The following is a 13,702-nucleotide window of genomic DNA, read 5'->3' as shown; positions in this document are numbered from 1 at the left end:
AGTATCAGGCGGTGGCGGCCCCGGCCGCCAGCTTGCGCACGGTGCGGCCGAGCAGCCGGGCGTAGGACAGCTGGAGGAAGGGGACCACCGGGCCCCCGAGGCGGGTGTACCAGCGGGCGGGGCGGCTGAAGGCGGTCACCTCGAACCACACGGTGCCGTCGGGGTCCATGAGCACCATGAAGGACTCCTCGCCGGATTCGGGGTGGCCCACCAGGGTTCCGTAGGCGAAGCCGACGCGGGCGCTCTCGTACGCGGTGCGCAGGATCAGGCAGGGCGCGTCGATGCGCAGGGGGCCGAAGCCGATCCCGACCGTCACCCGCGCGCCGGGGCGCACCGCGCCCGCCTCCGCCCGGATCCGCATGCCCGAGGTGCGGTGGGCGCGGAAGGTGGTCACCGCCGTCCCGGCGGCTTCGAAGACGGCCTGTCCGTGGCCGATCCGGGTCCGGTGGTGCAGGTGGTGGTACCCGTCGGGCAGCGGGCGGTGCTCCGTCGCGCCCCTTTCCGGGTAGCTGAGGGTGCCGCGGCCGGCGCTGCCGGTGCTCATGAGTCGGGTCATCGGGTCATCTCCTGTCGGTCCATGGTGAGCCGGCGCCAGGCCAGCAGCGAGCAGAGGGCGAAGCCGAGCGCGTTCCCGAGGCCGTGGGTCGCGGCCATCCAGGTCAGGGTCGGGTGGCTGATCCCGGTGGCCTCGCCGGTCGCCCACCACAGGGCGAGCAGCATCGTGGCCACCAGGACCCCCGCCGAGGCGCCGAGGAGCGTGCGGGTGGTGCGGTCGCGGGCGCCGGGCCGGATCCCGCGCCAGGTGGTCAGTGCCACCGCCCACATCCCGGTGGTCAGCACCACGGCCCCGACCAGTTCGGCCCAGTCGCCGATGAAGTAGCCGAGCAGGACGAGCAGTGTGCCGGCGGGCACGCTGTACGCGGCCCAGCGGGCCAGGGCCGCGTAGGCCCCGGGACCCGCCCCGGGCGGGCGGCCGGCTCCGGCCGCGCGGCACACCAGGCCCGCGACCAGGGCGGTGGTGAACCCGGCGAAGTGGAAGTGCGGCACGGTCAGCGCGAGGACGTCCAGGTGGAAGCCGAAGAGCCGGTATCCGGCGCGCTCCGCGACGAGGGCGCTGCCGGCGACGGCGGGCGAGACGAGCGCGGTGAGCACCGCGGCCTCGGCGGGCGCGGGCCTCCGGGTGCGCCGGAGGGTCCGGAGAAGCCGGGCCGGGGCCTTGGCCGCGAGGGCCAGGGTGGCGGCCGCGTAGAGTGCCGCGAGCGCCGTGGCCGTCGCGCCGCGCGGCAGCCACAGGCACAGCGCCCCGGGCGCGGCGAGCAGGGGCCAGAGCCGGGCGGTGCGGCGGAACCCGGCCGGGTCGATCAGGCGCAGGCCGGTGGGGACGACGTAGAGCATGCCGAGCGTGACGATCAGGTTCACGAGTACCGTCACGGCCACTCCCGGGTTCGGTGCGCCGAACGTTCTTGAACGCGTTCAAGTCGCGATCGCGACCCTACGCGGTTCTTTGAACATGTTCAAGGAGTGGGTCGGCGCTCCGGTTGCGGTGCCGACTCGGATGCGGCAGACAAGAGGGAGCAACCGGGGCGAAAAGGGAGAAATTCGTGAGCGACGAGCACGCACCGACATCCCGTCAGGCGCCGCGCCGTCATGCCCCGGCCCGGACAACGCTCTTCACGGCGGTCGGCCTGCTCGGGCTGCTCGCCACCGCCTGCGGCGGCTCCGAGGAGCCCGTCAGCGCCCCCGGCCCGCAGGCCCAGGAGCTCCACCTCCAGCCCGTCGGCTCGGCGGGACCGGACCCCTTCACCACCTCCACCGCCACCGGGGAATCGGCCCCCGCCCAGCCCCCGCTGCCCAACCCGAGCGGCCAGGGCATCCGCACCGTCAACGCCGCGACACCCGGTCTCTACGGCGGCGTCCAGCGGCTCGGCAGCTGCGACGTGGAACACCAGTCGAGCCTCATCACCGCCGACAACGCCAAGGCGGGTGCCTTCGCCGAGGCCTCCGGCGTCGCCCAGAACAAGATCGGGGACTTCCTGCGCGAACTCACCCCGGTCGTGCTGCGCGCCGACACCCGGGTCACCGGCCACGGCTTCCGGGACGGCCGGGCCGACGCCTTCCAGTCCGTCCTCCAGGCCGGGACGGCCGTGCTCGTCGACGGCCACGGCCTGCCGCGCGTCCGCTGCGGCTCCGGCCATCCCCTCTCCTCGCCGCGCGCCCCCAAGGGGAACCCGGTGATCAAGGGCGAGCCCTGGAACGGCTACCAGGCCAACCAGGTCATCGTCATCGAGCCGACCGTCCAGCAGCTGGAACACCTGGTGCTCGTGAACCTCGCCGACAACACCTGGCTGGAGCGCAAGACCGGCGACGACGGCGCCCAGGACCGGACCCCCCAGGGGCTGCCGCCCTACGACCCGGCCGAAAGCATCCCGAGCGCTCCGCCCACGCCCGAGGGACCCGCGGCCCCGGACGGCCCGGCCGGGCCGTCCGAACCGGGCGGACCGGCCGGGCGGACCAGGCCGGTCCAGCCGGCCGAGCCGCTGCCCAAGCAGCCGCCGCCCTCCGAGGCCCCGCCCCGGCTCCCCCCGGACCTGCCCAACGGCCCCGCGCAGGACCTGCCGCAAGACGTCCCCCCGAACACGCCGCCGGACGGCGGCTCCGGCCTCCCGCCGGACCAGTACCCCACGGCTCCGCCGCCCGGCGAGCCCGGACTGCCGACCGGGCCCGACGGTGTGCCGCCAGAGCAGTCGGACCCGTACGGATACGACTCGCCGGCGCCCTACGACCCGTACCCGCTGCCCGACACCCGGCAGCCCCTCGACCCCTTCCCCTCCATGGAGAGCGCCTGACCCGCCGGTGTGTCATGGTGGACCGGTGCCGACCGCCGTATCGCTCCCGGACGACTGGCCCGCGCACCCGGACCGGTCGCTCGCGCTGAACCGGATGGGCAGCTTTGACTGGGACCTGCTCACCGGTCTCATGCACATGGACCCGGCGGCCCTCGAGGTCTTCGACACCAGCGCCGCCGAATACGACGGCCGGCCCGAGTCCCTGTGCCCCCGCGTACCGCCCGCCGAGGCGACCCGGCTCGACGCGCTCGTCTCCAGTGCCCTCAAGAGCGGCACCGACAGCTACGGCGCTTACTTCCGGATCCGCTGCCACGACGGCGAACTCCGCTGGACCCACACCCAGGGCCGCGTCATGCGCGACGCCGGCGGCCGCCCGTACCGGATCATCGGCATCGTCCGGGACGCGACCGAGGAGCTCGGCCACTCGGCGGAACGCCTCGACCTGGACGAGGAGCGCCGCCGCCAGACCTCGGTGGTCGAAAGCACCACCGCCGCCCTGGCGCACGCCCGGACCGTCCAGGACGTCATCGACGCGCTCGGCGACGCGCACGGCCTGGAGCGGCTCGGCTCGATGGGCATGGTGATGGGACTGGTCGAAGCGGGCCGGATCCACCTGGTGGCCGAAGGACCGGAAGGCAGTTTCGTCCCCGGCACCCGCTACACCCGCATCGACGAGCAGTACCCGATGAGCGAGGTCGTCCGCTCGCTCCAGCCCCGCTTCCTCGAATCCGCGAAGGAGTTCGCCGAGGACTACCCCGGCCTCTGGGCGAAGATCTCCGCGATGGACATCTCGGCGGCCGCCTACCTGCCCCTGATCGCCCAGGCCCGCCCGATCGGCGCGATCGGACTGCTCTACCAGGACAAGGACGGCTTCACCCAGGAGGAACGGAACCTGCTGGTCGCGCTCGGCAGCAGCATCGCGCAGAGCCTGCAGCGGGCCATGCTGCTGGAGCAGGAACACGACCTGGCCGAAGGCCTCCAGCAGGCGATGCTGCCCCGTCGGATCCCGGCCGTGCACGGCGCGGACATCGCGGTCCGCTACCGGTCCGCGCGCATGGGCCAGGACATCGGCGGCGACTGGTACGACGTCATCCCGCTGCCCGGCGGCCGGGTCGGGGCGGTCATCGGCGACGTCCAGGGCCACGACACCCACGCCGCCGCCGTGATGGGCCAGCTCCGCATCGTGCTGCGCGCGTACGCCACCGAGGGCCACTCGCCCGCCACCGTCATGGCACGGGCATCGGTGTTCCTGCACGAGCTGGACACCGACCGCTTCGCGACCTGCACCTACGTCGAGGCCGACCTCGCGACCGGCGTGCTCCAGCTGGTGCGGGCCGGGCACCTCGACCCGCTCCTGCGCACCCGCGAGGGGGACTGCCGCAGGATCGACGCGGAGGGCGGGATGCCGCTCGGGCTCTCGGCGGAGTTCGGCCGGCTGGAGTACGCGGTCACGACGATGGAGCTGGAACCCGGGGAAACGCTTCTGCTCTGCACGGACGGCCTGGTCGAGCAGCCGGGCCGGGACCTCGACGACGGGATCGGCGAGCTGACCGGGCTGATCCGCACCGGCCCGGGGGACCTTCAGGAACTGGCGGACCAGCTGTGCGGGGTCATCGACGAGCGCGGCGGCGACGACGACATGGCGCTGCTGTTGCTGCGCCGCCAGGTGCCCGACGCGCCGCAGGGCGGGGGCCGGCTCCAACAGCACGTGGCGCCGGGGGACCCGGAGGCCCTGGTCGCGGCCCGGCACATGATCGGCGCGGCGGTGCGCGCGTGGGGTGCGCGGGAGCGGGCCGACGAGATCGAGCTGGTCGCGGACGAGCTGATCGTCAACGCCCTCATGCACACGGACGGCCCCGCCATCGTGACGCTCCGGGTCCTGCCCGGCCCCCGGCGCCGGCTCCGGGTGGAGGTCGAGGACCGCTCCAGTGCCCTGCCGCGGCGCCGCGAGGCGGGCGAGGCGGGGGTCTCCGGCCGCGGCCTGATGCTGGTGGACCGGCTGGCGGACGTCTGGGGCGTGGACCCCCGGGGCAGCGGCAAGTCCGTGTGGTGCGAGTTCGCGCTGACGTAGGCCGCGCCTGCCCGTGCGGCTGCCGCCGGGAGCGCCCCGGACCGGACCGCCCGGGCCGCACCTCGTTCCCCAGCCGCCGTCGGACGCTGGGCCCCCGGCGGTGGCCGGATTCCCGCGCACCAGGGCCACCGCCACACCTCGGGTCCCGCGCATGCCTCCCGCCGGGAGGCGCCCTGGCGTTCGCGCGGCGGGGTACTCCGGTGCACGGGCCGCCCCGCCGCTTCGCGCATACCCGGCCGCGTCGGTCGGCCGGGGACCGGCCCCGGGCACGGCTCGCGTTCCGCGTGTGGTGGCGGCACGCTGGGAGCATGCCGGAGCTGCCCGAAGTCGAGGCCCTGAGGGAGTTCCTCGACGAGCACCTGACCGGGCGGGTGGTCGAGCGCGTCCTCCCGCTCGCCGTCAGCGTGCTCAAGACGTACGAACCGCCGCTCACCGCCCTCGAAGGCCGACCGGCGGGGTCCACCACCCGGTACGGGAAGTTCCTCGCCCTGCGCATCGGCGAGCTCCACCTCGTCACCCACCTGGCCCGGGCCGGCTGGCTGCGCTGGCAGGACACCCTGCCCGCCCAGCCGCCGCGCCCCGGAAAGGGGCCGCTCGCGCTGCGCGTCGTACTGGAGGGCGGCGGGGGCTTCGACCTCACCGAGGCGGGCACCCAGAAGCGGCTAGCGGTGTACGTGGTCCGCGACCCCCAGGAGGTCCCCGGCATCGCCCGGCTCGGGCCCGACCCGCTCGCCGACGGCTTCGACCGTGACGCCTTCGCCGCCCTGCTGGCGGGGGAGCGGCGCCAGATCAAGGGGGTGCTGCGCGATCAGAGCGTCATCGCCGGCATCGGGAACGCCTACAGCGACGAGATCCTGCACGCCGCGAAGGTCTCGCCGTTCAAGCTGGCCGCCTCCTTCGACGAGGAACAGGTGACGCACCTGCACCACGCCGTCCGGGACACCCTGCGCGCGGCCGTCGAGCGGGCGCACGGGGTGGCGGCGGGGCGGTTGAAGGCCGAGAAGAAGAGCGGGCTGCGGGTCCACGGCCGGGCGGGGGAGCCGTGCCCGGTGTGCGGGGACACCATCCGTTCGGTGTCCTTCGCCGACTCCTCGCTGGAGTACTGCCCCACCTGCCAGACGGGCGGCAAACCCCTCGCGGACCGCCGCCTCTCGCGCCTCCTCAAGTAGGCCCGGCCCCGGCCGCTAGGTACGACCGGGCCGCGTCCCACACCTCCTCGAACCGCTCAGCGGTCAGCGGCTCCGGCCCGTGGCCCTCCCAGTCCGAGACCGGCCTCTCGGCGGTGAATCCGTATCGCCCGTCATGGTCCGTGTCCCGGGCGGCGGCAATGGGCCGCAGCTCGGGGCCCTGGAGTTCGACCTGCCTGACCACCCACCCCTCGGCGTCGACCTCGAAGCAGAACCAGGTGTCCTCCTCGTCCCAGTAACAGCGGAACCAAGAGCCGCACTCTTCGGCGTGCCCAGGCCCGAGCTCGCGTTCGTCCGGCGGCGTGTCTCGTGGCCTCGTACTCATGGCAGCCACCCTAAGAGGCACTGTTGCGCCAAGCCGCGCTCCCGGGGCGGCAGGCGCGACTCCCCAAGGCGGGGGCGGGTGCGTAGACTCCGGGGCCATGGCCGAGGAGCAGCAGGCGGCGTTCCGGCGGGAGGTCGTCACCGGGGTGGCCCGGGGGGTGCGGCGCAGGGCGCCCGCGCACACGCCGGCGCGGTCGGAGATATCCGAGCAGACCAGCGTCGGGGCCACCTACGTGCGGGCCCTGATGCGCAGCCAGCTCCGGGCCGGGCTCTGGGCCCTGGTCGCGCTCGCGCTGCTGGTCGGCGGGCTGCCGCTGGTGTTCCTGGCGCCGCGGGTCGCGTCCGGCCCGCTGGTCTGGGTGGCGCTGGGCCTGCTCGTGTACCCGGTGATGTGGCTCGTCGCCCGCTGCTACGTGACCCGGGCCGAGCGCAACGAGGCCGATTTCACCGGGCTGGTCACCGATCCGGCAGAGGCGCCCGGGTCCCGGACCGCGGACCGCTGAGGGCCGGCGCCTCAGAACAGGTGCATCGCCAAGTGCCCCAGCGGCAAACCCAGTTGCCAGGCCGGCGTCCAGACGCGGGCGTTCTCGTCCAGCGCCGCCTGGGGGCCGGGGTGCCCGGGCCGTCCCGGGTCTAGGTTGGTCGCGAACAGCTCCGTGCGGTCCAGCCAGCGCCAGGCCGCCCGGGCAAGTTCCAGGTCCGGGTCCTCGTCGCGGCCATCCTCCCTGGCTTCTTCGCCGAGCTGGAGGAACCGGGTCTCCACCCAGTCGCGCCAGGGGTGCCCGTAGGCGGTGAGCGACAGCCACTCGTCGAGCTGTGAGACCACCCGGATCCCGGAGAGCTCGCCGGCCGCGTCCGAGAGGTAGATCGTCAGCGCGAGCGTGTCCCGGCCGGACCGGAACTCCAGCGTGCCGACGGGGATCAGCCGGCCCGTGCGCAGCAGCTCGTCGGCGATGTACTCCGCGTAGAGCCACGCCATGGGCACCGCCAGCCCACCGCCGCCACCGTCACTGGTGCCGTTCGTACCCTCGGGCCGCACCGTTCCACCTTCTCCCGCGTGTCGAGCTTCCCGCCGTCAGTCCCGAGCCTTCACCGAGTGCCTCGCGGAGCGGAGGATGTTTACTCAACTTGAACGGACTGGTACCGATTTTGCTGCGGCTTGTGTCCGGTCCGTGTCCGTTCGAGGCGTTCTTCGGACCGGGTGCCGGTCCATCGCCCGCGCTCCGCCCCGGTGCGCCCCGGTCAGCCTTGACGGTACCTCAGGCGCCGAGCCCGTACCCCTGGAGGCCCTTGCGCAGGGCGCGCAGGGCGTAGTACGTACGGGACTTGACCGTTCCGGCCGGAATCCCGAGTTCAGCGGCGGCCTCGGCCACCGACCGGTCCCGGAAGTAGACCTGCATCAGCACCTCGCGGTGCTCCTGTCCCAGACCGCCCACGGCCCGCCTGACGTCGATCGCCGTCACCGACCCGGCCACCGCGTCCTCCGGGGCGGGCGCCTGCTCCAGCCCGTCCGGCTCCACCTCCTGGGGCCGTGACAGGCGGGCCCGGCGGGCGTCGATCGCGAGGCGGCGGGCGACGGTGAACAGCCAGGGCCGCATCGAGTCGTGCCCGCTGGCCAGCACCTCCGGATGCTGCCAGACCCGTACCAGCGTCTCCTGGACCAGATCCTCGGCCCGCTGGGCGTCCCCCGCCGTCAGGCCGACCAGGAAGCCGAACAGCGCCCGCCCGTGGTCGCGCTGGAGTTCGGCCAGCGCCTCGGGATCCGTGCGCAGGAGGGTGGGGGAGGGCGGCACGAGTGGCTCCTTCCGCTGTTCGCCGGGTCTGCCCGGGGAGCGTCCCGGCGCCCGTCTGGGGTCCGACGGATCCACCCTGACCTGCGCGGGGCGGCCCCGGGAACCGTCCGGCGCCGCCGTTGCGCCGAAGGCCCCCGGTCCTCCGGTGGGCGGCCGCGCCGGGCGGTGAACGGTCGAACGGCGCGGCGAACGGCCATGGGGGTGAACCGGCCCGGCGGCCCGGTGCCGTTCCTTGACTTGCCGAGTCGTCTTCTGTGAATTCAGGTCATCGGATAGTCGTACGAGTCATCCGAGGCCGGGGTGTCCAGCCGTCCCGGGTGTCCTCCGAGTGAGAGCCGGTACAGATGACCCAGCGCACCCGCCAGGCCCTCGCCCTCCTGTCGGCCCTCCTGCTGTCCGCCACGGCCGCCGCCTGCTCCGCCACCGGGAAGTCCGCACCGGCGCGGCCGGCGGGCAGCCACGGCCCCGGGTCCTCCACCGGTGGTGCCGCCGCCGCCCCGGGCGGCGCCAAGGGCTTCACGCTGGTCGCGAGCGGCGACGTCCTGCCGCACACCTCGATCATCCGGCAGGGCGCCGCCGACGCCGAGGGCGACGGCTACGACTTCCGCCCGATGTTCGCCGGCGTCAGACCGGTGGTCTCCGCCGCGGACCTCGCCCTGTGCCACATGGAGACCATCTACGGTGAGGACGGCGGCCCGTACACCGGCTACCCGGCCTTCAAGTCGCCGCCGGAGATCGCCGACGGGCTCAAGGCGGCCGGTTACGACGGCTGCTCCACCGCCTCCAACCACACCCTGGACGACGGCGCCGACGGCGTGCGGCGCACGCTCGACAAGTTCGACAAGGCCGGACTGAAGCACGCCGGTTCGGCCCGGACGGCGGCCGAAGCGGCCACGGCCACCGTGTACCGGGCCGGCTCCGCGAAGGTGGCGCACCTCGCCTACACCTACGACACGAACGGCTACCCGATGCCCGAGGGCCAGCCCTGGGCCGTCAGCCTGATGAAGCAGGAGAAGATCATCGCGGATGCGCGGGCCGCCCGTCAGGCGGGCGCGGACGTGGTCCTGGTCAGCGTGCACTGGGGCACCGAGTGGCAGACCGAACCGGACGGGACCCAGCTGTCGCTGGGCAAGGCCCTGACCGCCTCGCAGACCGCCGGGCGACCCGACATCGACCTGATCCTGGGCACCCACGCCCACATTCCGCAGCCGTACGAGAAGGTCAACGGGACCTGGATCATCTACGGCATGGGCGACCAGGTGGCGGGCGAGATGTTCAACTACAGCGGCGCACGGGACCCGCGCGGCAACTACGGTTCCATCGGCCGCTTCACCTTCGCCCCGCCGGCCGCCGCGGGACAGCGCTGGCAGGTCACCAAGGCCGAGTTCGTCCCCCAGATGACCGACGAGTCACCCTGGCGGGTCGTCAACCTCCCCGCTGCCCTCGCCAAGCAGCCCGGCCAGGACGACTGGGAAACCGCCCAGGACGCCATCAGCGAAGCCGTCCTCAGCCGCGGCGCCGCGAAGGACGGCCTCACGATGGGCAAGTAGGCCCCCGTCCCCGCAACGGCCCCCGTCCCCGCAACGGCCCCCGCCCGTTACGGCACCACGGTGACGGGCCAGCGGCCCGCCTTGACCAGCCTGACCGCCACCGAGCCGACGATGCGGTGCCCGGCTTGCTCCGACGTCCCGACCACCACCGCGTCCGCCTTGAGCTCCTCCGCCGCACGCACCAGACCGGCATAGGGATCGCCACGGAAGGTGTGGAACTGCCAGCGCACCTCGAAGATGCCCCTCAGGCGCTCGGCGGCAGCACGGATCTCCGCGACGAGGCCCTCCGCGATCTCACCGGTCGTGTCCGACACCGGCGCCCCCAACGAGGCCCCGGCCGCCATCACCGGCTGCACGTACACCAGCGCCAGCAGCGCGTTCTGCCGCCTGGCCAGCCCCGCCGCGTACGCCGCGGCCCGCAGCGAGGAGTCCGAACCGTCGATCCCGGCCAGGATCACCTTCGGACCGTCCGTACCGCGTTCGAATCCCGTACCCACGTGCTCCGTCACGCCCCCGAGATTATCCCGTCGGCGCGCGGACCGGCCCGGCCCTCCCTACAGTGCGAACCATGAGTGCCGCCGCGGAGCAGACCCGCGGGACCCGCAGCCGCTTCCTGAACCGGGTCCCCGACGCGTTCGGGGCGTTCTTCGGAACGCTCGGGCTGCTGTGCGCCCTCCTGTCCCTCTCCCCGGTGCTGCGCCGTCTGCTGCGCCACATCGTGCGCTTCCTCGACGACTTCGTCATCCCCGTCAGCGCGAACCTCGCCTACGCCGTCTTCCTCTTCCTGCTCGCCGCCGCCCTCGGCGCCCGCAAGAAGGTCGCGTGGTGGATCGTCGTCACCTATCTGGCCTTGCTGATCCTGGTCGACGTCCTGTTCATCGCGGACGACGAGTACTGGGTCGGCGGCGTCTCCCTGGCCCTCGCGGCCGCCGCCCTCGCCCTCCTGCTCGCCGCCCGCAGCGAGTTCTACGCAGCCTCCCGGCCCGGCGCCTTCTGGCGGGCCCTGCTCGTCCTCGGCCTGGGTCTGCTCCTCGCCGTCCTCGCCGGATGGGGCCTGGTGGCCCTGTTCCCCGGGACCCTGCCCAAGGACCAGTGGCTCGACTGGGCCGCCAAGGAAGTCTTCGGCGGCCTCTTCTCCGACCGCCGCTTCGACGGCCGCCCGCCGCGCCCGCTGTCCTTCGTGCTCGGCCTCTTCGGCGCGATCGCCCTGCTGAACGCCGCCGCGACCCTCTTCCGGTCCCAGCGGCTGACCGCCGCCCTGCACGGGGACGAGGAACCCCGCATCCGCGCCCTCCTCGGCGCGTACGGGCGCAGCGACTCCCTCGGCTACTTCGCGACCCGGCGTGACAAGGCCGTCGTGTTCGCCCCCAACGGCAAGGCCGCCGTCACCTACCGGGTCGAGGCCGGCGTCTGCCTGGCCAGCGGCGACCCGGTCGGCGACCCCGCCGCCTGGACCCCCGCCATCAACGCCTGGCTGGCCATGGCCCGCCGCTACGGCTGGCAGCCCGCCGTCATGGGCGCCTCCGAAGACGGCGCGACCGCGTACGCCCGCTCCGGACTCGGCGCGCTCCAGCTCGGCGACGAGGCGATCCTGCACGTCGCCCACTTCGACCTCGACGGCCGCGACATGCGCGTCACCCGGCAAGCCGTCAACCGGGTCCGGCGCACCGGCGCCACCACGGTCATCCGCCGCCACTCCGCCCTCTCCGAGGAGGAGATGCACACCATCGTCGAGCGGGCCGACACCTGGCGCGACACCGAGACAGAGCGCGGCTTCTCCATGGCCCTGGACCGGCTCGGCGACCCCGCCGACGGCGACTGCCTCCTCGTCGAGGCCTTCGACGCCGAGCGCCGGCTGATCGCCCTGCTGTCCTTCGTGCCCTGGGGCAAGGACGGCATCTCCCTCGACCTGATGCGCCGCGACCGCACCGCCCCCAACGGCGTCATGGAGTTCATGGTCGCCCAGCTCTGCGCCGCCGCCCCCGGGCTGGGCGTGCGCCGGATCTCCCTCAACTTCGCCGTCTTCCGCTCCGCCTTCGAGGAGGGCGGCCGGATCGGCGCCGGGCCGGTCCTCAGGCTGTGGCGCAGGCTGCTGCTGTTCTTCTCCCGCTGGTGGCAGCTGGAGGCGCTGTACCGCTCGAACGTCAAGTACGGCCCCGAGTGGTACCCGCGGTTCCTCTGCTACCAGGACGCCGGCTCCCTCGCCCGGGTCAGCCTCGCCTCCGGCATCGCCGAGGGCTTCGTGTCCGTACCGAGCATGCGCAAGCTGTGGGGCAACGCCCACCCCAAGGGCCTCACCGCGCCCGCCACCACCGAGGGCCTGCCCTCCATCGACTCCCTCGGCCTGGACCTGGCGGGAGAGGCCGGCGAGCGGGCGGCGGCCGAGCGGCTGCCCGAGCAGGTCCGGGTGCGGCACGCCAAACTGGACCGGATCCGGGCGGCCGGCACCGACCCCTACCCGGTCGGCATCCCACAGCGCACCCACACCGTCGCCCGCCTCGAGGAGCTCCACTCCGGCCACCTCCCCGGCACCCGTACCGGGGAACAGGTCACCCTCGCGGGCCGGGTGATGGTCGTACGGGACCTCGGCGGCGTCGTGTTCGCCGTACTGCGGGACTGGACCGGCGACACCCAGCTGATGCTCACCCGCGACGAGGCGGGCCCCGGGGTACTGGAGTCCTTCACCTCACAGGTCGACTTCGGCGACCACGTCGTGGCCACGGGCGAGGTCGGCGCCAGCAAGACCGGCCGGCTGTCCGTCGTCGTCCACTCCTGGCAGCTGACCGGCAAGTGCCTGCGCCCCCTGCCCGACAAGCGCAAGGGCCTCGCCGACCCCGAGGCGCGGGTCCGGCGCCGCTACCTCGACCTGGTCGCCAGCCCGGGCGCGCGCGACATCGTACGGGCCCGCTCCAGCGCCGTGCAGGCCCTGCGCCAGGGACTGCTGGACCGCGGCTACCTGGAGGTCGAGACCCCGATGCTCCAGCAGATCCACGGCGGGGCCAACGCCCGTCCCTTCCGCACCCACATCAACGCCTACGACCTCGACCTGTACCTGCGCATCGCCCCCGAGCTGTACCTGAAACGGCTGTGCGTCGGCGGCATGGAGAAGGTCTTCGAGATGGGCCGGACCTTCCGCAACGAGGGCGTCTCCCACAAGCACAACCCCGAGTTCACCATGCTGGAGGCCTACCAGGCGTTCGCGGACTACGACGTCATGCTCGACCTGACGCGCGAGCTGATCCAGGGGGCGGCCACCGCGGCCTTCGGCTCGCCCATCGCCCACAAGGCCGACGCCGACGGAAAGCTCGTCGTCCACGACATCTCCGGGTGCTGGCCGGTCAAGACGGTGTACGGGGCCATCGGCGACGCCCTGGGCGAGGAGGTCGGCGCCGACACCGACGAGCGGACGCTGCGCCGGCTGTGCGACCGGGCCGGGGTCCCCCACGCGCCCGACGACACCCGCGGCGACGTGGTCCTGGAGATGTACGAACGGCTGGTGGAGGAGAAGACCGGGCTGCCCACCTTCTACAAGGACTTCCCGACCGACGTCTCTCCGCTGACCCGCCAGCACCGCGAGGACCCCCGGCTGGCGGAACGCTGGGACCTGGTCGCCTTCGGCACCGAGCTCGGCACCGCCTACTCGGAACTCACCGACCCCGTCGAGCAGCGGCGCCGGCTGACCGAGCAGTCGCTGCTGGCGGCGGGCGGCGACCCCGAGGCGATGGAACTCGACAACGACTTCCTGGACGCGCTGGAGTACGCGATGCCGCCGACCGGGGGGCTCGGCATCGGCGTGGACCGGCTCGTCATGTTCCTCACGGGGCTGACGATCCGCGAGACGCTTCCGTTCCCGCTCGTCCGCCGCGGCTGACCGGACCCCACGCGGGGCCGCCGGGAACCCATCGCGCGGCCGGACGGCCTTCGGGCTGGT

The 13,702-nt window shown here is 73.7% G+C and carries 12 protein-coding genes; 6 read left to right on the top strand and 6 right to left on the bottom strand.

What is annotated here, in order from left to right:
• Positions 1-4: 4 nt before the first annotated feature.
• Entirely contained in the window at positions 5-556 is a 552-nt protein-coding gene (locus tag ACWGH1_RS22630; protein ID WP_453356877.1) for a DUF1990 family protein, read from the bottom strand.
• Positions 553-1,431 carry a YndJ family protein gene (locus tag ACWGH1_RS22625; protein WP_453408958.1) on the bottom strand — a complete coding sequence of 293 codons (879 nt, stop codon included), beginning with the start codon at positions 1,429-1,431 and terminating at the stop codon, positions 553-555. The genes ACWGH1_RS22630 and ACWGH1_RS22625 overlap by 4 nt, the downstream gene beginning before the upstream one ends.
• A gap of 170 nt (positions 1,432-1,601) precedes the next feature.
• On the opposite strand from ACWGH1_RS22625, the gene ACWGH1_RS22620 reads away from it, so the two are divergent.
• The 3 genes from ACWGH1_RS22620 to ACWGH1_RS22610 all read left to right on the top strand — a co-directional run bounded on the left by ACWGH1_RS22620 (position 1,602) and on the right by ACWGH1_RS22610 (position 6,086).
• Positions 1,602-2,846 (top strand): DUF6777 domain-containing protein, encoded by a 1,245-nt coding sequence (locus tag ACWGH1_RS22620; RefSeq protein ID WP_453353101.1) that lies wholly within the window; start codon positions 1,602-1,604, stop codon positions 2,844-2,846.
• Positions 2,847-2,853: 7 nt separating this feature from the next.
• Complete coding sequence (locus ACWGH1_RS22615; protein WP_453353102.1) at positions 2,854-4,917, top strand: SpoIIE family protein phosphatase; 2,064 nt, start codon at positions 2,854-2,856, stop codon at positions 4,915-4,917.
• Between the two features lie 308 nt (positions 4,918-5,225).
• Positions 5,226-6,086 carry an Fpg/Nei family DNA glycosylase gene (locus tag ACWGH1_RS22610; RefSeq protein WP_453353103.1) on the top strand — a complete coding sequence of 287 codons (861 nt, stop codon included), beginning with the start codon at positions 5,226-5,228 and terminating at the stop codon, positions 6,084-6,086.
• Here the strand turns inward: ACWGH1_RS22610 and ACWGH1_RS22605 are convergent.
• A complete protein-coding gene (locus tag ACWGH1_RS22605) occupies positions 6,079-6,429 on the bottom strand; it encodes a hypothetical protein (RefSeq protein WP_453353104.1) in 351 nt (116 codons plus the stop codon). The two genes, ACWGH1_RS22610 and ACWGH1_RS22605, sit on opposite strands and share 8 nt — an antisense overlap.
• Positions 6,430-6,526: 97 nt before the next feature.
• Here ACWGH1_RS22605 and ACWGH1_RS22600 point away from each other — a divergent pair, with 97 nt between their 5' ends.
• On the top strand, positions 6,527-6,931 hold the full coding sequence (locus ACWGH1_RS22600) for a hypothetical protein (protein WP_453353105.1): 405 nt from the start codon (positions 6,527-6,529) through the stop codon (positions 6,929-6,931).
• A gap of 11 nt (positions 6,932-6,942) precedes the next feature.
• Here ACWGH1_RS22600 and ACWGH1_RS22595 read toward each other — a convergent pair whose 3' ends face one another.
• The gene (locus tag ACWGH1_RS22595) at positions 6,943-7,467 is read right to left on the bottom strand and encodes a hypothetical protein (RefSeq protein WP_453353106.1); all 525 of its coding nucleotides are present in this window, start codon (positions 7,465-7,467) and stop codon (positions 6,943-6,945) included.
• 220 nt (positions 7,468-7,687) lie between these two features.
• Positions 7,688-8,221, bottom strand: a complete 534-nt coding sequence (locus tag ACWGH1_RS22590; RefSeq protein WP_453353107.1) for a sigma-70 family RNA polymerase sigma factor — start codon at positions 8,219-8,221, stop codon at positions 7,688-7,690.
• Between the two features lie 344 nt (positions 8,222-8,565).
• Here ACWGH1_RS22590 and ACWGH1_RS22585 point away from each other — a divergent pair, with 344 nt between their 5' ends.
• On the top strand, positions 8,566-9,771 hold the full coding sequence (locus tag ACWGH1_RS22585) for a CapA family protein (protein ID WP_453353108.1): 1,206 nt from the start codon (positions 8,566-8,568) through the stop codon (positions 9,769-9,771).
• Positions 9,772-9,818: 47 nt separating this feature from the next.
• Here ACWGH1_RS22585 and ACWGH1_RS22580 read toward each other — a convergent pair whose 3' ends face one another.
• The gene (locus ACWGH1_RS22580; protein ID WP_453353109.1) at positions 9,819-10,280 is read right to left on the bottom strand and encodes a universal stress protein; all 462 of its coding nucleotides are present in this window, start codon (positions 10,278-10,280) and stop codon (positions 9,819-9,821) included.
• Between the two features lie 59 nt (positions 10,281-10,339).
• Between ACWGH1_RS22580 and lysX the strand changes: the two genes are divergently transcribed.
• Positions 10,340-13,642, top strand: coding sequence for a bifunctional lysylphosphatidylglycerol synthetase/lysine--tRNA ligase LysX (gene lysX, locus ACWGH1_RS22575; RefSeq protein ID WP_453353110.1), 3,303 nt, complete (start codon positions 10,340-10,342; stop codon positions 13,640-13,642).
• The last annotated feature ends 60 nt before the right edge of the window (positions 13,643-13,702 follow it).

The organism is Streptomyces sp. NPDC054883 (assembly GCF_053610645.1).
This window is presented reverse-complemented; position numbering and strand designations above follow the sequence as displayed.